The 16,517-nt window shown below is 73.4% G+C and carries 18 protein-coding genes and 2 tRNA genes; 8 read left to right on the top strand and 12 right to left on the bottom strand.

The annotated features are described in order from the left end of the window. Positions 1-4 precede the first annotated feature (4 nt). The gene (gene rph / locus IEY37_RS14360; RefSeq protein ID WP_373298347.1) at positions 5-757 is read left to right on the top strand and encodes a ribonuclease PH; all 753 of its coding nucleotides are present in this window, start codon (positions 5-7) and stop codon (positions 755-757) included. Continuing rightward, a complete protein-coding gene (rdgB, locus tag IEY37_RS14355) occupies positions 754-1,380 on the top strand; it encodes an RdgB/HAM1 family non-canonical purine NTP pyrophosphatase (protein ID WP_188942705.1) in 627 nt (208 codons plus the stop codon). Before rph ends, rdgB begins: the two co-directional genes overlap by 4 nt. Positions 1,381-1,386: 6 nt before the next feature. On the opposite strand, the gene IEY37_RS14350 is transcribed toward rdgB, so the two are convergent. After that, positions 1,387-2,520, bottom strand: coding sequence for a hypothetical protein (locus IEY37_RS14350; RefSeq protein WP_188942703.1), 1,134 nt, complete (start codon positions 2,518-2,520; stop codon positions 1,387-1,389). A 570-nt stretch (positions 2,521-3,090) separates the two neighbouring features. Between IEY37_RS14350 and IEY37_RS14345 the strand changes: the two genes are divergently transcribed. Together IEY37_RS14345 and IEY37_RS14340 are read left to right on the top strand one after the other, a co-directional pair. Then, positions 3,091-3,309 carry a hypothetical protein gene (locus tag IEY37_RS14345; RefSeq protein ID WP_188942701.1) on the top strand — a complete coding sequence of 73 codons (219 nt, stop codon included), beginning with the start codon at positions 3,091-3,093 and terminating at the stop codon, positions 3,307-3,309. 7 nt (positions 3,310-3,316) lie between these two features. Further along, positions 3,317-3,619 carry a DUF6582 domain-containing protein gene (locus tag IEY37_RS14340; protein ID WP_188942699.1) on the top strand — a complete coding sequence of 101 codons (303 nt, stop codon included), beginning with the start codon at positions 3,317-3,319 and terminating at the stop codon, positions 3,617-3,619. 48 nt (positions 3,620-3,667) lie between these two features. Here IEY37_RS14340 and IEY37_RS14335 read toward each other — a convergent pair. Both IEY37_RS14335 and bcp read right to left on the bottom strand, forming a co-directional pair. Beyond that, a tRNA-Leu gene (locus tag IEY37_RS14335) sits at positions 3,668-3,741 on the bottom strand. Positions 3,742-3,772: 31 nt separating this feature from the next. After that, complete coding sequence (gene bcp, locus IEY37_RS14330; RefSeq protein ID WP_188942697.1) at positions 3,773-4,249, bottom strand: thioredoxin-dependent thiol peroxidase; 477 nt, start codon at positions 4,247-4,249, stop codon at positions 3,773-3,775. A gap of 78 nt (positions 4,250-4,327) precedes the next feature. Between bcp and IEY37_RS14325 the strand changes: the two genes are divergently transcribed. The 3 genes from IEY37_RS14325 to IEY37_RS14315 all read left to right on the top strand — a co-directional run bounded on the left by IEY37_RS14325 (position 4,328) and on the right by IEY37_RS14315 (position 7,452). Beyond that, on the top strand, positions 4,328-4,549 hold the full coding sequence (locus IEY37_RS14325; RefSeq protein ID WP_188942695.1) for a DUF3618 domain-containing protein: 222 nt from the start codon (positions 4,328-4,330) through the stop codon (positions 4,547-4,549). 145 nt (positions 4,550-4,694) lie between these two features. Next, a complete protein-coding gene (locus tag IEY37_RS14320) occupies positions 4,695-6,098 on the top strand; it encodes a L,D-transpeptidase (RefSeq protein ID WP_188942693.1) in 1,404 nt (467 codons plus the stop codon). 40 nt (positions 6,099-6,138) lie between these two features. Further along, the gene (locus tag IEY37_RS14315) at positions 6,139-7,452 is read left to right on the top strand and encodes an amidohydrolase family protein (protein ID WP_188942691.1); all 1,314 of its coding nucleotides are present in this window, start codon (positions 6,139-6,141) and stop codon (positions 7,450-7,452) included. A gap of 45 nt (positions 7,453-7,497) precedes the next feature. Here IEY37_RS14315 and IEY37_RS14310 read toward each other — a convergent pair whose 3' ends face one another. From IEY37_RS14310 to IEY37_RS14280, 7 genes are all read right to left on the bottom strand, one after another. Further along, complete coding sequence (locus tag IEY37_RS14310) at positions 7,498-8,352, bottom strand: DUF1206 domain-containing protein (RefSeq protein WP_229674442.1); 855 nt, start codon at positions 8,350-8,352, stop codon at positions 7,498-7,500. 73 nt (positions 8,353-8,425) lie between these two features. Continuing rightward, entirely contained in the window at positions 8,426-9,097 is a 672-nt protein-coding gene (locus IEY37_RS14305) for a polysaccharide deacetylase family protein (protein WP_188942684.1), read from the bottom strand. Further along, positions 9,094-9,438 (bottom strand): hypothetical protein, encoded by a 345-nt coding sequence (locus IEY37_RS14300; protein ID WP_188942676.1) that lies wholly within the window; start codon positions 9,436-9,438, stop codon positions 9,094-9,096. The genes IEY37_RS14305 and IEY37_RS14300 overlap by 4 nt, the downstream gene beginning before the upstream one ends. Beyond that, entirely contained in the window at positions 9,435-10,328 is an 894-nt protein-coding gene (locus IEY37_RS14295) for a carbohydrate ABC transporter permease (RefSeq protein WP_188942674.1), read from the bottom strand. Before IEY37_RS14295 ends, IEY37_RS14300 begins: the two co-directional genes overlap by 4 nt. Position 10,329: 1 nt before the next feature. After that, the gene (locus IEY37_RS14290; RefSeq protein ID WP_188942672.1) at positions 10,330-11,190 is read right to left on the bottom strand and encodes a carbohydrate ABC transporter permease; all 861 of its coding nucleotides are present in this window, start codon (positions 11,188-11,190) and stop codon (positions 10,330-10,332) included. Positions 11,191-11,276: 86 nt separating this feature from the next. Then, entirely contained in the window at positions 11,277-12,683 is a 1,407-nt protein-coding gene (locus IEY37_RS14285) for an ABC transporter substrate-binding protein (protein ID WP_188942670.1), read from the bottom strand. A 162-nt stretch (positions 12,684-12,845) separates the two neighbouring features. Then, positions 12,846-14,363 carry a YcaO-like family protein gene (locus IEY37_RS14280; protein WP_188942668.1) on the bottom strand — a complete coding sequence of 506 codons (1,518 nt, stop codon included), beginning with the start codon at positions 14,361-14,363 and terminating at the stop codon, positions 12,846-12,848. 258 nt (positions 14,364-14,621) lie between these two features. On the opposite strand from IEY37_RS14280, the gene IEY37_RS14275 reads away from it, so the two are divergent. After that, positions 14,622-16,043, top strand: coding sequence for an APC family permease (locus IEY37_RS14275; protein WP_188942666.1), 1,422 nt, complete (start codon positions 14,622-14,624; stop codon positions 16,041-16,043). A gap of 10 nt (positions 16,044-16,053) precedes the next feature. Here IEY37_RS14275 and IEY37_RS14270 read toward each other — a convergent pair whose 3' ends face one another. Together IEY37_RS14270 and IEY37_RS14265 are read right to left on the bottom strand one after the other, a co-directional pair. After that, positions 16,054-16,260: a hypothetical protein gene (locus IEY37_RS14270; RefSeq protein ID WP_188942655.1), complete on the bottom strand. Its 207-nt coding sequence runs from the start codon at positions 16,258-16,260 to the stop codon at positions 16,054-16,056. Between the two features lie 153 nt (positions 16,261-16,413). Then, a tRNA-Lys gene (locus IEY37_RS14265) sits at positions 16,414-16,489 on the bottom strand. Positions 16,490-16,517 lie beyond the last annotated feature (28 nt).

Raw genomic sequence — 16,517 nt, 5'->3', positions numbered from 1 at the left:
GCCCCTGGAGACCAGAGCCGACGGACGAGCCGACGACGAGCTGCGCCCGGTGCGCTTCACCCGGGGCTTCCAGGCCCACCCCGCCGGGTCCGTGCTGGTCGAGTTCGGCGGGACCAAGGTGCTGTGCGCGGCGTCCGTGACCACCGGTGTCCCACGCTGGCGCAAGGGCTCCGGCCTGGGCTGGCTCACCGCCGAGTACGCCATGCTGCCGTCGGCGACCCACGAGCGCTCGGACCGGGAGTCGGTCAAGGGCCGGGTCGGCGGCCGCACGCACGAGATCTCCCGGCTGATCGGGAGGTCCCTGCGGTCCTGCGTGGACCTGGCGGCGCTCGGCGAGAACACCATCGCGGTGGACTGCGATGTGCTGCAGGCCGACGGCGGCACCCGGACGGCGGCGATCACCGGGGCGTACGTGGCGCTGTCCGACGCCGTGTCCTGGCTGCGCGCCGCGGGTGCGCTGTCCGACCCGCAGCCGCTGTCCTGCCAGATCGCCGCCGTGTCGGTGGGCGTCGTCGGCGGCCGGGTCCGGCTGGACCTGCCGTACGAGGAGGATTCGCGCGCGGAGGTCGACATGAACGTCGTCGCCACGGACGGCGGCACGCTGGTGGAGATCCAGGGCACGGCCGAGGGCGCCACCTTCGCGCGGTCGACGCTGGACACCATGCTCGACAGCGCGCTCGCCGGCATCGCGGAGCTGGCCCGGCTGCAGCGCGAGGCGCTCGCCCAGCCCTACCCGGGCCGGGACGGCACGGCGTGACCGCGGCGGCCGCCGGGACCGTGCTGCTGGCCACCCGGAACGCCAAGAAGCTGGCCGAACTCCGCAGGATCGTCGGCGCGCAGGTCACGGTGCTCGGCCTGGCCGACGTGGCGGAGTTCCCGGAACTGCCGGAGACCGGTGCGACCTTCGAGGACAACGCCCGGGAAAAGGCCGACCAGGCGTGCCGGGAGACCGGCCTGGTCAGTCTCGCGGACGACTCGGGGCTCGCGGTCGACGCCTTGAACGGGATGCCCGGGGTGCTGTCCGCCCGGTGGTCGGGCCGGCACGGCGACGACGAGGCCAACAACGCGCTGCTGCTGGCGCAGCTGGCCGACGTCCCGGACGAGCGGCGCGGCGCGGCGTTCGTCTGCGCCATCGCGCTGGCCGTGCCGGGCGCCCGGACGGTGCTGCGCCGCGGCGAGTGGCGCGGCCGGATCGTGCGCCGGCCGGCCGGCGCCCACGGGTTCGGGTACGACCCGCTGTTCGTGCCGGCGGAGAGCGACCGGACCGGTGACGGGCGCACGTCGGCCGAGCTGTCACCCGGTGAGAAGGACGCCCTGTCGCACCGCGGCCGGGCGCTGGCCGCGGTGCTGCCGGAGCTGCGGCAGGTGCTCGGCCGCTGACCCGGGTCAGTCCCGGTCGTACTGCCGGGCGGCGGCCAGGGCCTCGCCCCGGCGCCGGCCGGCACCCCGGGCGAGTCCGGCGGCCAGGCTCGCGCCGAGCAGCAGCAACCCGACCAGCAGCGTGAAGCCCGCGGCGTGCCAGGTCCGGATCTCGTCGTTCGGGAACAGGAAATGGGTCCAGCGGGTGAGCTGGTCGTAGCCGCCCCGGGTGAAGTACGCCCACGCCCCGAAGCCGGCCAGCACCAGGCCCGGCAGCACGGTGGCCCAGGCCGACCAGCCGTTGAGCGCCACGGCCAGCAGCAGCAGCACCGCGCCGACGGCACCCAGGATGATGTCGGTCCACGACCGGTTCCCGCCGCCGACGATCGAACCCTCGGCCCGGACGCCGTACTTGCCGAGCAGGTAGACGCCGGCCGCGCTCAGCACGAGCCCGAGGATGACCGACAGTGCCGCCGCCGTGGCCCGGGAGCCGGGCGGAGGCGGTGGCGGGGACGCCGGCGGCGGGATCCGGGTGCTCTGCGCCGGGGCCGAGTACGGCTGCGGGTGCCCGGCCGGTGCGTACCCCGGCTGGCCGGCCGGGAAGACCTGGGTCGGGGCGCCGTAGCCGGACGGTCCCGGCGGCTCCGACGTGGACGAGTAGGCCGGTGCGCCGTACCCGACGGACGAGGCCTCGCCGTAGCGGGGGACGTCACCGCCGTACCGGGGGGCGTCGCCGCCGTAGCGCGAAGAGTCGCCGGAGCCGCTCGAGCCGTAACCGCCCGAGCCGCCGGAGCCATAGCCGCTCGACCCGGAGCCGCCCGAGCCGCCGTAGAGCGGGGCGGACCGCCCAGGCTCGTCGTCGTCGTCGTTGCCCGGGTGGAACGTCTCGGTGGCCGGCCCGTCGTCCCGCGCCGGCGACGCGGCCGGACGCCGGGCGGGCTCGGATGCGGAGGCGGAGGCGGACCCGGTTCGCTCGAACCCGGAGGCCAGCGTGCCGGCGTCGGAGAACCCGGTCCGCGGCGCGGGACGCGCCGGGTCGTCGTCGGACTCCAGGTCCAGCGGGCGCACCACCTGGGTCTCGTCCGCCGAGGTGTCCGGGCGTACCGGGCTCGACCCGGCGGTCCGGCGCTGTTCCTGCTGCGGATCTTCCGTGGACGACATCGCACACCTCTCTCGGGGGGGCCGGCCCCGGGGACGCGGATGCGTACCCCTGCCCGACCGAGTGCCGGAAGCCTATCGACGCAGTACCCCGCAGCGGCCCAGCGCACGCCGGGGGATCCGGCGCGTCGCGCGCCGGCCCCGGAAACGCGGGCCTGCCGCCGGGCACGGTCCCTGGTTCAATGCGGACAGGCGGCCACCAGCGGCCGCCGCCAGGAGGTCCCAGTGGGCGAGCAGGGTGCAGCAGGCGGCGACGACCGGCGGCGGTCGGCCCGGACGCCGGAGAGGGGTCCGAGGATCTCCACGGGACGGCCGCGGCGCCGCCCGTGAGCGGCCCCGGGGACACCGCGGACCCCGACGACGAGCGGCTCCCGGAGGACGCGGCCTTCGCCGACCGGCTCGACGTCGACCCGGACCGGGACGACGTCAAGGGCTGAGCGGGACCGGCTCCGGGCGGATCCGCACGGCCGGGCGCGGCACCGGAGGGCGGCGTAGCGTCGGAGGCCTTCGCGTGGCCGCCCGCTCCGACCCGGTCGGCGCCGGATGGCCGCGCACCGACGGAACGGAGTCGTGATGGACGCACAGGGCCCGAGGACCGACCCGGGCGAGGACGCCCCCGGGGACGGCACCGCCGCGCTCGTGCCCGAGCGCACCGGCGGCGGTGCGGACGCCGCCGCACCGGGTGCGGGCGCCGACGCCGAGCGCTTCTCCACCCACGGCGACCGGGCCGAGGACGCCGCCTTCAAGGGCGACGCGGTGGCCAGCGACGGCCAGTGGGCCGGGAACCATTGAGCCGGTCATGAGCCGCACCCCGACCTGGAAGCCGCACACCGTGCACGGCTCGCAGTCCGGCCACGCCCGGACCGAGCTGCCCGACTCCGTCTTCGCCTTCCCCGAGCAGCGCAAGGAACCCTTGACCGACGCGGCCCACGTGCGCACGGCGCTGGCCCGCTTCGACCAGGTGGGAGACGTCGACGACCGGGCCCGCGACCTGGCCTGGGCGAACATCCGCGCGGCCGCCGAGCACTACGGCGTCGAGGTGGCCGAGGACGACTGGCAAGACCTGGGACGCACCCCGCACACCGACAACCCGGCTCACTGACCCGGACGGTCGGCGACGGTCCGGCCCGAGCCGGTGGTGTCGGGGGAGTGGGGCCGGTGGGACTCGAACCCACACTGGCACGGACCTAAACCGTGTGCCTCTGCCAATTGGGCTACGGCCCCCGGGGGAACGCCGACCGCGTCGGCGCGCAGGTCACGCAGCCAGTCCCAGCCGCTCCAGGACCCGGGCCACGTGGCCCGTCGCCTTGACATTGCGCCACGCCTGCTCGATACGCCCGTCCGGCCCGACGACGAACGTCGACCGGATGACGCCCTGCACCGTCCGGCCGTACTGCTTCTTCTCGCCGAAGGCACCGTAGGCCCGCAGCACCGTGCGGTCCGGGTCGGACAGCAGGGTCAGGTCCAGCGAGCTGTCCAGCGCGAACCGGGCCAGCTTCTCCGGTGCGTCGGGCGAGATGCCGACGACGTGGTACCCGGCCTCGTCGAGCCGGCTCCGGGCGGCCGTGAAGTCGCAGGCCTCGGTGGTGCAGCCGGGCGTCATCGCGGCCGGGTAGAAGTACAGGACGACCCGACGGCCGGCGAAGTCCGACAGGCTCACCGGCCGGCCCTGCGCGTCCGGCAGCGTCCAGGACGGAGCGGGATCACCTGGGCCGGGGAGCGCGTCGGGCATGCGGCTAGGGTATCCACCAACCGCCGCCCGGTCCGACCGGAGCGGCACCGCCGACCGACCCCAATGTGTGGAGGCCTCGTGGCTCGCGATCCGGACACCATCCAGGCCGAGATCGAGCGTGCTCGCGACGCCCTGGCCGTCACCATCGACCAGCTGGCGGTACGCGCCAATCCCAAGCGGCTCGTCGAGCAGGGCAAGCGGACGGTGAACGCCACGCTGGCCGACCCCAAGGTCAAGTACTCGCTGATCGGCGTGGGCGCCCTGGTGGTCGTGCTGGTGGTGCGGCGGCTGTTCCGCTGACCTCCGGGGGACGCCGTCCGCGGTGATCTTCACACCGCCGCAACCGGAGTCGTCGGTATCCTCGGGACACCGGGGAGGGGCGGCGCTGCGGCGTGCGGTCGCCCCGGGTCCCCGACACCAGCAGACCCGAGGCGGTTCGTTGCCCATGCAGTCCCCCCGTCGACTGGCCCTGCCCGCGGTCCTGCTCGCTGCCGTCGGCGTGCTCGCCGCCTGCACCAGCGGCTCCGCGGCGCCGACCGTGTCGACGACGGTGTCCGTGACCTCCTCCACCGCTTCCGCGCCCACCCCGGGCACGTCCGGCGGGGCATCGACCCAGCCGCAGGTGACCGTGCCGAGCTCGGGCGGGGAGTCGGCCGGCGCCTCCTCCGGCGGGACGCCCACGGTGTCCTCGCCGGCGACGTCGAGCACGACCTCGTCGTCCACCACCTCGGCGACGTCCAGCACGGCCGTACTGCCCCCGGTGGCCAAGGTCAGCGCCTCGCCGTCCTTCGGGGCGACCGAGCTGTCGCCGGCCCAGGAGATCACCATCTCGGTGGCCAAGGGCAGCATCAAGAAGCTCACCCTGACCAACCCCACCGGCAAGGTCGTCAAGGGCTCCGTGTCGTCCGACGGCTCCACCTGGACGCTGGGCGAGGTGCTCGGCTTCGGCAAGACGTACACCGTCGCCGGGACCGCCGTCGGCACCGACGGCAAGTCGGTCCCGATCAAGGGCACCTTCAGCACCATCGGCGAGGACAACGAGGCCCGCAGCACCATCACCCCCGGCGACGGCGAGGTGGTCGGCATCGCGCAGCCGATCATCATCCGGTTCCCGACCGAGCCGACGGACAAGGCGCTCATCGAGAAGCACCTCTCCGTCACCACGACACCCAAGGTCGAGGGCTCCTGGGCGTGGATCCACCACGACGACGCCTGGGGCATCGACTGGCGGCCGAAGAACTACTGGCCCGCCAACACCAAGGTGCACGTCGACGCCAAGATCTACGGCCTCAAGTTCGCCGACGGCGTGTACGGCTCCGAGGACCTGACGTCGGACTTCACCATCGGCCGCAGCCAGGTCGTCTACGCCGACGCCAAGTCCTACAAGATCGTGGTCAAGCAGGGCTGCACCGAGATGAACGACCCGGACTCGTGCACCAGCACGGTGGCCAGCTACCCGGCGTCGTACGGCAGCGGCGACGACATCGGCGATCCGAACCGGGTCACCCGGTCGGGCATCCACGTGGTCAACGAGCTGCTGCCGGTGCACAAGATGAGCAACCCCGCGTACGGCTACACCAACGTCACCGAGTACTGGGACGTGCGGATCAGCAACAACGGCGAGTTCATCCACCAGAACCAGGGCACCGTCGGCGACCAGGGCGTGGTGAACGTCAGCCACGGCTGCATCAACCTGTCCGCCGTCAACGCGAAGGCGTACTTCCAGTCCGCCCTGATCGGCGACCCGGTCGAAATCACCGGCACCAGCGTGCAGCTGTCCGCCGCGGACGGCGACCTCTACGACTGGACGATCCCCTGGGGCGAGTGGCAGAGCCTGTCCGCGCTGTGACCCGGCGTCCCGGACGGGACCGCACGCCACCGGTGGGTCGGTGACCGAGCGCCGGATCGTCGGCACGACCATCCTGTGCCGCCCGGGAGAGATGGTGCCCGGGGAGATCGCCTGGTCGCCGGAGACCGGGCGGATCACCCACCTGGGACCGGCGCGCGGACCGGCCGGCCCCGACGACCTCGACGGCTCCGGCCGGCTGGTGCTCCCGGGCCTGGTCAACGCGCACACGCACGCCGGGATGGGGCTGCTCCGCGGGGTGAGCGACGACCTGCCGCTGGCCACCTGGTTGCGCCGGGTCCGCGAGTCCGAGGTGCGGATGACCGCCGGTGACGTCCGTGCCGGCCTGCGGCTGGCGCTGGCCGAGATGCTGCGCACCGGCACCGTCGGGTTCGTCGACATGTTCGCCTGGACCCCGGACCTGCTCGGCGACGTGCTGGCCGCCGGCCTCCGGGTGAACGCCGCGCCGGCCGTGTTCGGCTACGACGGGGTCGCGTTCCCCGCCGCCTGGGACGTCACCGGCGCCGAGGTGCTCGACGGCGTCCCGGCACTCGCCGCCGCGGTGGGCGGCGAGCCCCGGGTCACGGTGTCCTACGGGCTGCACGCGCCGTACACCTGCCCGCCGGAGATGATCCGCGACGTGGCGCGCCGTCGCGCCGTCGACGGTGTCGGCGTGCACATCCACCTGTCCGAGACCCGCCGCGAGGTCGAGGAGTCCGTCCGCCGGCACGGGGTCTCGCCGGTCCGGCTCGTCGCGGACCTCGGCCTGCTCGCCGGCCGGACGCACGTCGCCCACGCCGTGCACCTGCTCGACGGCGACCTCGAGCTGCTCGCCGGCGAGCAGGTCACCGTCGCCCACAACCCGGTGTCCAACCTCAAGCTCGGCGCCGGTGTGGCGCCGGTGCCGGCGCTGCTCGCCGCCGGCGTGCGGCTCGGGCTGGGCACCGACTCGGTGGCCAGCAACAACACCCTGGACCTGTTCGAGGAACTCAAGACGGGCTCGCTGGTGCAGCGCGGGGTGGCCGAGGACGCCGCCGTCACCGGCGTCGACGGCTTCCTGGCCCTGGCGACCGCCGGTGGCGCGGCCGCGCTCGACCAGGGGCTGACCGGTGCGCTGGCCGTCGGCGCGCCCGCGGATCTGGTGCTGCTGGACGTCACCGGCACGACCGCGACCCCGCTCGGGTCCGCGTCGTCGTTCGTCGGTTACGCCGCGACGGGCGCCGACGTCACGGACGTCGTCGTCGCCGGGCGCACCGTGGTCGCCGACCGCCGGTGCCTGACCGTCGACGAGGAGGCCGCTCGCGCCGAGGTCGTCGACCGCGCGGCGCACCTGCGCCGCCGGGTGTCGGCCGGCTGACCGCCCGACTCGACGGGGCGCTCCTCCGGGGCGGGCCGCCCCGGGTCAGCGCTTGGCGTGCCGGGCCCAGTAGAAGCAGTACAGGCCGAAGCAGGCGATGCCGAGCGCGATGACCACCAGCAGCACGACGCCGTAGGGCTGCCCGCGCAGCGTCCGCAGCGCCGTGTCCAGCCCGCCGGCCTTGTCCGGGTCGAGCGTCACGGCGGCCCAGCCGACGAGGATCCCGACGACGGCGAAGGCCACGCCCTTGGCGACGTAGCCGACCTGCCCCAGCCGCAGGGCGGCGGCGGGCGGTCGGGTGCGCAGGTCGTGGGTGAACTTGGTGGTGACGCCGCGGTACACCAGCCGCGCCGCGACGGCCAGGATCGCGACGGCGACCGCCGCCACCAGTACCCGCCCGAACGACACGGACAGCAGCCGTGCCGTCCAGCCCTTCTCCTTGCGGTCGCCCGCCCCGGCGCTGGCGGATCCGGTCAGCGTGGTGACGGCGCTGACCGCCAGCGCGGCGTAGACCACCGCCTTGGCCGCCGCCGACAGCCGCCGCTGCACCTTGGTGGACCCGCTCTCGTCGCGGTAGCCCATCGCCGCCACCAGCGCCTGCCAGACGGTCAGCGCGACCAGCCCCAGCGCGATGACCCACAGCAGCACCTTGCCCACCGCGGTCGACGCCAGCTCGGCCATCGCGCCCTGCTGCGACGTCTCCTGTCCGGTGCCGGTGAAGGCCAGCTGCAGGGCCAGCCAGGCCACCACCAGGTGCACGACGCCGTAGGCGACGAGCCCGACCATCACCAGCGTCCCGAACCAGGGCGCGCCCTGGACGTCGCGGCCTGCATCCTCGGCCTGCCGACCGGCGTCCCGGGCCGCCCTGCCCATCCGGCCCGCCGTGCCGCCGGCGGTCACCTGTGTTCCTCGATCATCGGGACACTGTGCCAGCCCGGAAGTGCCGGCGCAGCACCGCTGCTGGTGGAACCGCTCAGCGCAGCCGCTGCAGCATGGTGTTGCTGAACTGGTAGCGATAGCCGGCGTCGACGACGGCCGCGTCGTGGCGCGGGTGGCCACCCCACGGCGTGCCGTGCAGCCAGACGAAGGCCGGGGCGGCCTGCCCCGTCCACTCCCGCAGCACCCGGCCGGGCTCGTGCACCTCGCGGTCCAGGTCCTCGTCCGTCCAGACGTCGGCGATGCCGGCGTGCGAGGCGGTGTGCGCGAGCACCACGTGGCGCTGCGCCAGCTCGCCCACCTCGTCGGGGGACAGCGCCAGCCGCGGCGACCCGAGCTCCTCGGGCACCAGGTCGACCAGGTGGCTGCGGGCGAACACCTCCTGCTCGGCCGGCGGGCACTGGACGAACGCCGTGCACACCGGGAACCACCCGACGAACCCGGTGGCATCGCACGCGGGCGCGGCGACCTGGGCGCTGTTGCGGTAGCCCTCGTAGAACACCGGCAGCAGCCCGGGACGGTCCGTGGGCCAGCGGCCGGTCGCGAAGAACACGTCGAGGTCCGCCAGGCCCACCGGGTCGAACCGCTCGCGCAGCTGCTCCAGCTCGCGCAGCACGGCACCGGCGGTCGACGCGGGGGTGTTGTGGTAGTTCACCACCCGCAGGAAGCGCCCGCCGGCCAGCAGGTCCAGGTGCCGGCGCAGGCTCATGCCGGCCCCGCCCCTGTGTCGGTCCCGCCGGCCAGGTCGCGGAACGCCCGGGCCTGCAGCAGGCTGCCGGTGATCCCGAGGTCGGCGTCGCGGCGGGTCGGCGCCACCGCCTGCCGGTCCTGCTCGACGGCCTCGGCGAGCCCCCGGCCGTCCAGGCGGACCGCCTCGACCGGGTCGGGGATGGGCTCGACCTCGCTGACCAGGGCCAGCAGCATCGGGATGCCCTCCGCGGCGTAGTCGCGGTCCTGGCTCCCGCGGACCGCCTGGAGTGCGGCGCCCGCCGGCCCGCCCGGAGCCGGCACCGGCCGGTGGGGGCCGACCGGGCTCTGCGGAGCCGTCACTTGAGCCCGGTGCGGGCCAGGCCCTGCACGAAGTAGCGCTGGAAGGCGACGAAGAGCACCAGGATCGGCGTCACCGACAGCAGGGTGATCGCCATGATCGCACCGTAGTCGGAGGTGTACTGCGACTGCAGGTCGGTCACCAGCCCCAGCGGCATGGTGAACAGCTGCTCGTTGGCGAACAGCACGATCAGCGGCCAGGAGAAGCTGTTCCACTCGTTCATGAAGGCCAGCAGCACCGACACCGCGATCAACGGCTTGGCCAGCGGCAGCACCACGCTCCAGAAGACCCGCAGCGCTCCGGCGCCGTCGATGCGCGCCGCCTCGATGAGCTCGTCCGGGATCCCGAGGAAGAACTGCCGGGCGAGGAAGATCCCGAACACGGCGGCGCTCTCGGGCAGGATGACCGCCCACAGGTCGCCGTACAGGCCCAGGTCCGTGGCGATCCGGAACTGCGGGACCATGATCGCCTGGACAGGGATCATCATGGTCGACAGCAGCACCAGGAACAGGATGTTCTTGCCGCGGAACCGGAACTTGGCGAAGGCGTAACCGGCCAGCAGGTTGCAGACCACCGTGATCGCGGTGACCGCGACGGCGATGACGAGCGAGTTGCGGAACCACGTCCACACCGGGAAACGCTCGATCGGCGCCGAGAAGTTGTCCCAGGTGAAGTGCTGCGGCCACAGGTGCAGGCCCGGGGCATACAGGTCGTCGCGGCGGGAGAACGCCGTCAGCAGCATCCAGTACAGCGGGAAGGCCATGACGGCCGTGATGAGCACGGCGGACACCAGCCGCAGGCGGCGGAACCGGTTGCGGCGGTAGGGACGCCCGGCCGGGCCGGTCGCCGGGGCGGCGACGGCCGGTGGGGCGCTGGCGGTCGTGGTCGTCATCTCAGCCCACCTCGTCCCGGGTCGTGCTCAATCGCCACTGGCCCGCGGTGAGCAGCAGCGACACCGCGAAGATCACCACGCCGATGGCGGCCGCGTACCCCAGCTGTCCGGGTCCGTGGTCGGAGAACCCCTGCTGGTAGGCGTAGACCACCAGCGTGGTGGTCGAGAAGTTCGGACCGCCGGCCGTCATGGCGTAGACGGTGTCGAACACCTGGAACGAGAACAGCAGGTTCATGATCAGCAGGAAGAACGTGGACGGGCCGAGCAGCGGGAACACGATGCTCCGGAACCGCCGCCAGCTGGACGCCCCGTCGACCTCGGCCGCCTCCAGGACCGCCGGGTCCACGCCCTGCAGCCCGGCCAGGTAGATGATCATGTCGAGCCCGATCCGCTGCCACAGCGTCATCAGGATCACCGAGACCATCGCCCAGGTGCCGTTGGACTGCCAGTCCGGTCCGTCGATGCCGAGCACCGCCAGGAACTTGTTGACGAAGCCGTTGTACTGGTCGAACATCCAGGCGCCGAGCAGGCCGACCGACACGCTGGAGAGCACCAGCGGCACGAAGATGACGGCCCGCCAGAGGGTGCGCAGCGGCATCACCGTGTTCAGCAGCAGCGCGATGCCCAGCCCGACGGCCATGCCGAGCGGCACCGTGCAGACGGTGAAGACGACCGTGTTCCAGAGCGTCTCGTAGAACGTGGGATCCCGGAACAGGTCCAGGAAGTTGTTCACGCCGAGCCACTGCGCCGGTCCCAGCGAGTCCAGCTTCTGGAAGCTGATGACCACCGTCAGGATCAGCGGCAGCACCAGGAACACGCCGGAGAGCACCAGGTTCGGCAGCAAGAACCCGCCGGCGGTCAACGCGTCGCCGATGCTCCGGCGGGCCCGGCGCCGGGGGGCCGGCGCGGCGGCCAGTCCCGCCGCCGCCGGCAACCCGGTGGTCGCGCTCAGGAGGTCAGCGCCTTGTCGACGGCGGCGGCCAGCGCCGCGAGGGTCTGCTCGGTCGACTGGTCGTGGAAGGCCAGCTCCAGCTGGTCGCCCAGCACGGTGTTGATCGACGAGAACGCCGGCACGGTCGACTCCTTGACGATGGTGTCGGAGATGGTGGTGGCCTGCTTCGCGCAGACCGACACCACGTCCGGCCGGAAGGCGTACTTCAGCTCGGCCGACGCCAGCGACTGCAGCGTCGGCAGCTCGATGGCCTGCTCGCAGAAGTACCGCATCGCGTCCTCCTGCACCAGGAACTTCAGCCATGCGGCGGCCAGGTCCGGGTTCGAGGAGTCCTTGCGGGCGACGATCGCGTTGCCGCCCAGGTCCGCGGCGGCGGCCTTGTCCCGCGGCATGAACGTCGCCGCCCAGTCGCCCTTGTAGCCGGCCTTGGGATCGGCGATCTCCGGCACCAGGAAGTCCCCGACGAACGACATCGGCACCGTCTGGGACAGGAAGAAGTTGTCCGAGTACTGGCTCGTCTTGATCGTGCCGGTGCTCGGCACCCACTTGTTGGTGAAGAAGCTCTTGGTGAAGTCCAGCGCCTTGGTCGCCGCGTCGGACGGGATGGCCGCCTTCTTCAGGTCCGGGGTCAGCAGCGTCCCGCCGGCCTGGTACAGCCAGGACAGCCAGCGGAACGCCCCGGCCTTGGTCCAGTCGTAGGCGAACGGGAACTTGGCCGCCGGCAGGGTCTTGCGCAGCTTGGCGGCGACGTCCGCGAACTCCTCCCAGGTCCACGCGTCCTCGAGCCGGTCCGGGACCGACGTGATGCCCGCCGTCTCGAACGCCTTGGTGTCGTAGACGATGCAGGTGGTGTCGGTCTGGTGCGGGACGCCGTAGGGCACGCCGTTGCTCTTGACCGCGTCCCACAGCGCCGGCAGGAAGGCCTGCGTCTCAGCGGTGGTGAAGTACGGCGACATGTCCAGCAGCAGGCCGCGGCTGGAGTACTTGGCGATGGTGGTGTAGTCCACCCGGAAGGTGTCCGGCGCCTTGCCGGTCTGGATGCCGCGGTCGATGCCGGAGAAGAACCCGTCGTACGGCGAGACCTGGAACTCGATCGTGGTGCCGGGGTTGGCCGCCTCGAACTTCTTCTTGGCGTAGGTGAAACCGGCGGTCTCACCGGTGCTGCCGCCCCAGAAGGCGAAGGACACGGTGCCGGACAGCTTGGCCGTCGGGCTGGCCTTGGCGCCGGCGGATGCCGTGGAGCCGGCCGAGCCGGACCCGGCGGCGCTCTGGCTCACCGACGGCAGGTCGGTCGAGCTCGCCGCGCCGCCGCCGCCGGAATGGACGTCGGAACAGGCGGACAGTCCGGCGAGGGCGGCGGTCCCGGCGGCGGCGCCGAGGAACTGCCTGCGGGTCAACGTCATGGGCGTCTCCTGTTCGGTGGAGCGGCGGAGATCCGCGGTGGCGGACGTCCGTGTGGTGCGGGAATGCGGGAGTGCGGGTGAGTGTGCGTCGGTCGGGCCGGACGGCGGGCTACGGCCTGTCCGTGCGCTCCGGCGGGTCCGGGCCCGCCGTGGACCTACGGCTCACCGGGGCCGACCGGACGCGGTGATGTTCGAGCGGCCGGCGGCCGTCCGCTGGACGGCGTGCCGCCGCGGCTCGCGGTAGAGCGGGTACAACGGGCCGACCACCTCGTCCACCCGGCGCCGGTCCAACCAGACGGGGCCGCCGAGCCGGGCGGTCGCCGCCTCCGTGAGCCGGACGGGCAACCGGTCCACGCCGTCGGCGGGCCCCCGGCCCACCAGGTCGCTGCCGCGGTCGAGGAGCCGCCGGGCGACCCGCTCGCCGATCCGCAGGTAGGACAGCGTCTCCACCTCCAGCCCGGGGACGACGACCTTGGCCGCGTGGACCCCGTGCCAAGCGCCGTGGACGACCAGCACGTCGAAGTCGGCCAGCAGGTCCAGCAGGAACCCGAGCAGCGCCCCGGGGTCCGCGGTGACCGCTGCCGGCGCGGCGGGCAGATCCGCCACCGACACGGTGCGGGTGCGGCCCAGCAGCGTCGGCTCGACCACCCGCCGCAGCTCGTCCGGCGGCAGGGCCACCCAGGCCCGCATGGCCTCCAGTGCCCGCTCCTCCTGCGCGCCGACCGGCAGGTCCAGCTCCAGGTCCAGGTAGTCGGGCAGCAGCCGGCCGACGTCCTCCAGCGGTCCGAACGCGAACGCGCGGCGCGCCCGCGACGAGGCGTACTCCAGCAGCGCCTTGGCCACGGCCGCCTGCCCGTCGGGGTGGGCGGCCTCGCCCATCGCACTGGCCGCCAGGGGCGCGGCGGCCGGGTCCGGGTCGTGGCCTGCGGCATAGACGACCGGGACGAACTCGGTGGACGCCACCTTGACCACCGGTTCGATGCCGACCGACCGGAGCCGGTCCAGGACGGCCAGCGCCACCGGGTCCGTCAGGCCGTCCAGGTCGACCACCACGCCGGAGTCGAGGGCCCGGAAGTCCACGGTGTCGCCGTCGCGCTGCAGCAGCTCCAGCAGGCCGTGCGCCACCGCCCGCTCCGCCGTGTCACCGGCGCCCAGGCCGTTGGTGATGGGCAGCACCAGCGGCTCGGTGCCGGGTGTCAGCGCTCCGGGGTCGCTGGCCGCCCACTCCTGCGGGACGAGGACCTCCTGGCCGGTGCGCCACCGGACGGCCGGCAGCCAGACCAGCTGCTGGTCGGGGTGGTACGCGGAGCCGGCGGGCAGCACCAGGGTCAGCGGGTCGGCGACCGCGTCGGTGCCGTGCCGGCGCACCAGCTCCCGGTAGGAACCCCGGTGCACCGGCCGGGCGCGCAGCATCTGTGCCATGACCACCCGCTCGGCCAGCTCGCCGAGCGCGCCGATCTCCGCCGCCGCGGAGTCGGCCCCGTACCCGACCCCGTGTGCCTGCACCGCCGGGTCCTCCCGGTCGGTCCACACGGTGGCGACGACGGGGACGCCGGTGCGGTCGAACCCGTCGAGCGGCCAGGTGCCGAGCCGGCCGAGGCCAGCCAGGCAGGCCCGGTACAGGCCGATCACCTCATTGGTGCCGGCTGCGGGCAGGGCGGAACCCGGTCCTGCGGTCATCGGCCTTCCTCGGTCGCTGGGGGAACACGGAGGGTGGTGCAGGGCTGGGTGTGACGACCGTACCCGGACCGTCGGCCCTGCGTCCGGCCCGGACCGTCGCGCGTCGCCGGCGGTGGGTCGTGGACCGCGCGCGGCCGGCCGCGGCGTCACGAAGGAGAAGCCCACACGGAATGTCGCCGGGTCGATCTCTGGACCGAAAGGTAAAGAGAGGGCAAAGTACGGCGGACAGGCACGCTCGGTCGAGAGGGTGATGTCCCGATGTCCCACAGCACCACCGCACCGGCTCGGCAGGAACAGCCGGCGCTGCGCCGGGTCATGGGTCCGAAGCTGCTGCTCCTATTCATCGTCGGGGACATCCTCGGTACCGGCGTCTACGCCCTGACCGGGGACATCGCCGCGGAGGTGGGTGGCGCCGCCTGGCTGCCGTTCCTGGTGGCGTTCGTGGTCGCCACCCTGACCGCCTGCGGCTACCTGGAGCTGGTGACCAAGTACCCGCACGCCGCCGGCGCCGCGCTCTACACGCACAAGGCATTCGGCGTGCACGTGGTCACGTTCGTGGTCGCATTCCTGGTGGTGTCGTCCGGCATCACCTCGGCGTCGACGGCGTCGCGCGCCTTCGCGTCGAACCTGTCCGCGGGGTTCGGGCTGGGCCTGGGCAACGGCGGCATCGTGCTGGTCGCCCTGGCGTTCATGGCGCTCGTCGCGCTGGTCAACGTCCGCGGGGTCGGGGAGTCGGTCAAGGCCAACGTCGTGCTGACGCTGGTCGAGCTCTCCGGGCTGCTGCTGGTCATCCTGGTCGGCGTCTGGGCCCTGTTCGGCGACGCGGCCGACTGGTCCCGCGTCGTCGCCTTCGACACCCCGTCCGACAAGGGCGTCTTCCTGGCGGTGACCACCGCGACGTCGCTGGCGTTCTTCGCCATGGTGGGGTTCGAGGACTCGGTGAACATGGTCGAGGAGGTCCGGGAGCCGCACCGGATCTTCCCGAAGGTCATGCTGACCGGCCTGACCGTGACGGCGGCGATCTACGTGCTGGTGTCGCTGGTCGCCGTGGCGCTGGTTCCGGTCGGCACCCTGGCCGAGAGCCCGACCCCGCTCGTCGAGGTGGTCCGGGCCGGCGCCCCCGGCCTGCCGATGGCCGAGATCCTGCCGTTCATCTCGATGTTCGCGGTGGCCAACTCGGCGTTGATCAACATGCTGATGGCCAGCCGGCTGGTCTACGGGCTGGCCCGGCAGCGGGTGCTGCCGCCCGCGCTGGGGCGGGTGCACGCCGTGCGGCGGACGCCCTGGGTGGCCGTGCTGTTCACCACCGGGCTGGCCCTCGCGCTGATCGCCTACGTGTCGTTCGCCGACGCCGACGCCGTCGCGGTGCTCGGCGGGACGACGTCGCTGCTGCTGCTCGCGGTGTTCGCGGTGGTCAACGTCGCGGTGCTGGTGCTGCGCCGGGACCCCCGGCCGGGGCGGTACTTCCGCACGCCGACAGCCGTCGCCGCGCTGGGCGCCGTGGCCTGCCTGTACCTGGTGACGCCGCTGTCGGGCCGGCCGGCGGCGCAGTACCGGATCGCCGGGTTGCTGCTCGCGGTCGGCGTGCTGCTCTGGCTGGTCACGGTGCTGGTCAACCGGCGGCTCGGGATCCGGACCCGGGACACCGTGGATCCCGAGACGATCGACGCCGCGGGTTGACCGCCCGCGGTCAGACGGTGCGGCCCGGCCCCGTGACCGAGCCGGCGCTGCGACCACGGGACCCGGTCACCTTGCCGGCCAGCGACTTGATCTTGGCCTGGTTCGCCGGGTCCGACGCCCAGGCGCGGGCCTTGGCGATGGCGCGCTGTCCCTGCGGGCTCCGGGCCAGCGCGACGACACCGCCGATGAAGCCGAGTCGACGGAGGTTTCTCAGCATGCGGACTCCCTGGGGTCTGGTGCGGCCGGCGGCCGCTCGGTCCCTGCGATGCGGCGCTCCGGATGCACCGGGACCGCTCGCGGAGGGGGTACCCCGGCGGGAGGCTGGTCAACCGGGCGTATCATCCGGCGACTCGACGGGAGCGACGAGATGTGGTGCGCCATCAGGGACTCGAACCCCGAACCCGCTGATTAAGAGTCAGCTGCTCTGCCAATTGAGCTAATGGCGCGTGCCTCCGGCGGCGGGCGACCGCCCCG

This window comes from Nakamurella endophytica, assembly GCF_014646215.1.
GTDB lineage: Bacteria > Actinomycetota > Actinomycetes > Mycobacteriales > Nakamurellaceae > Nakamurella > Nakamurella endophytica.
Note: the sequence above shows the minus strand (reverse complement) of the source record. Positions and strands in the feature narration are given on the sequence as shown.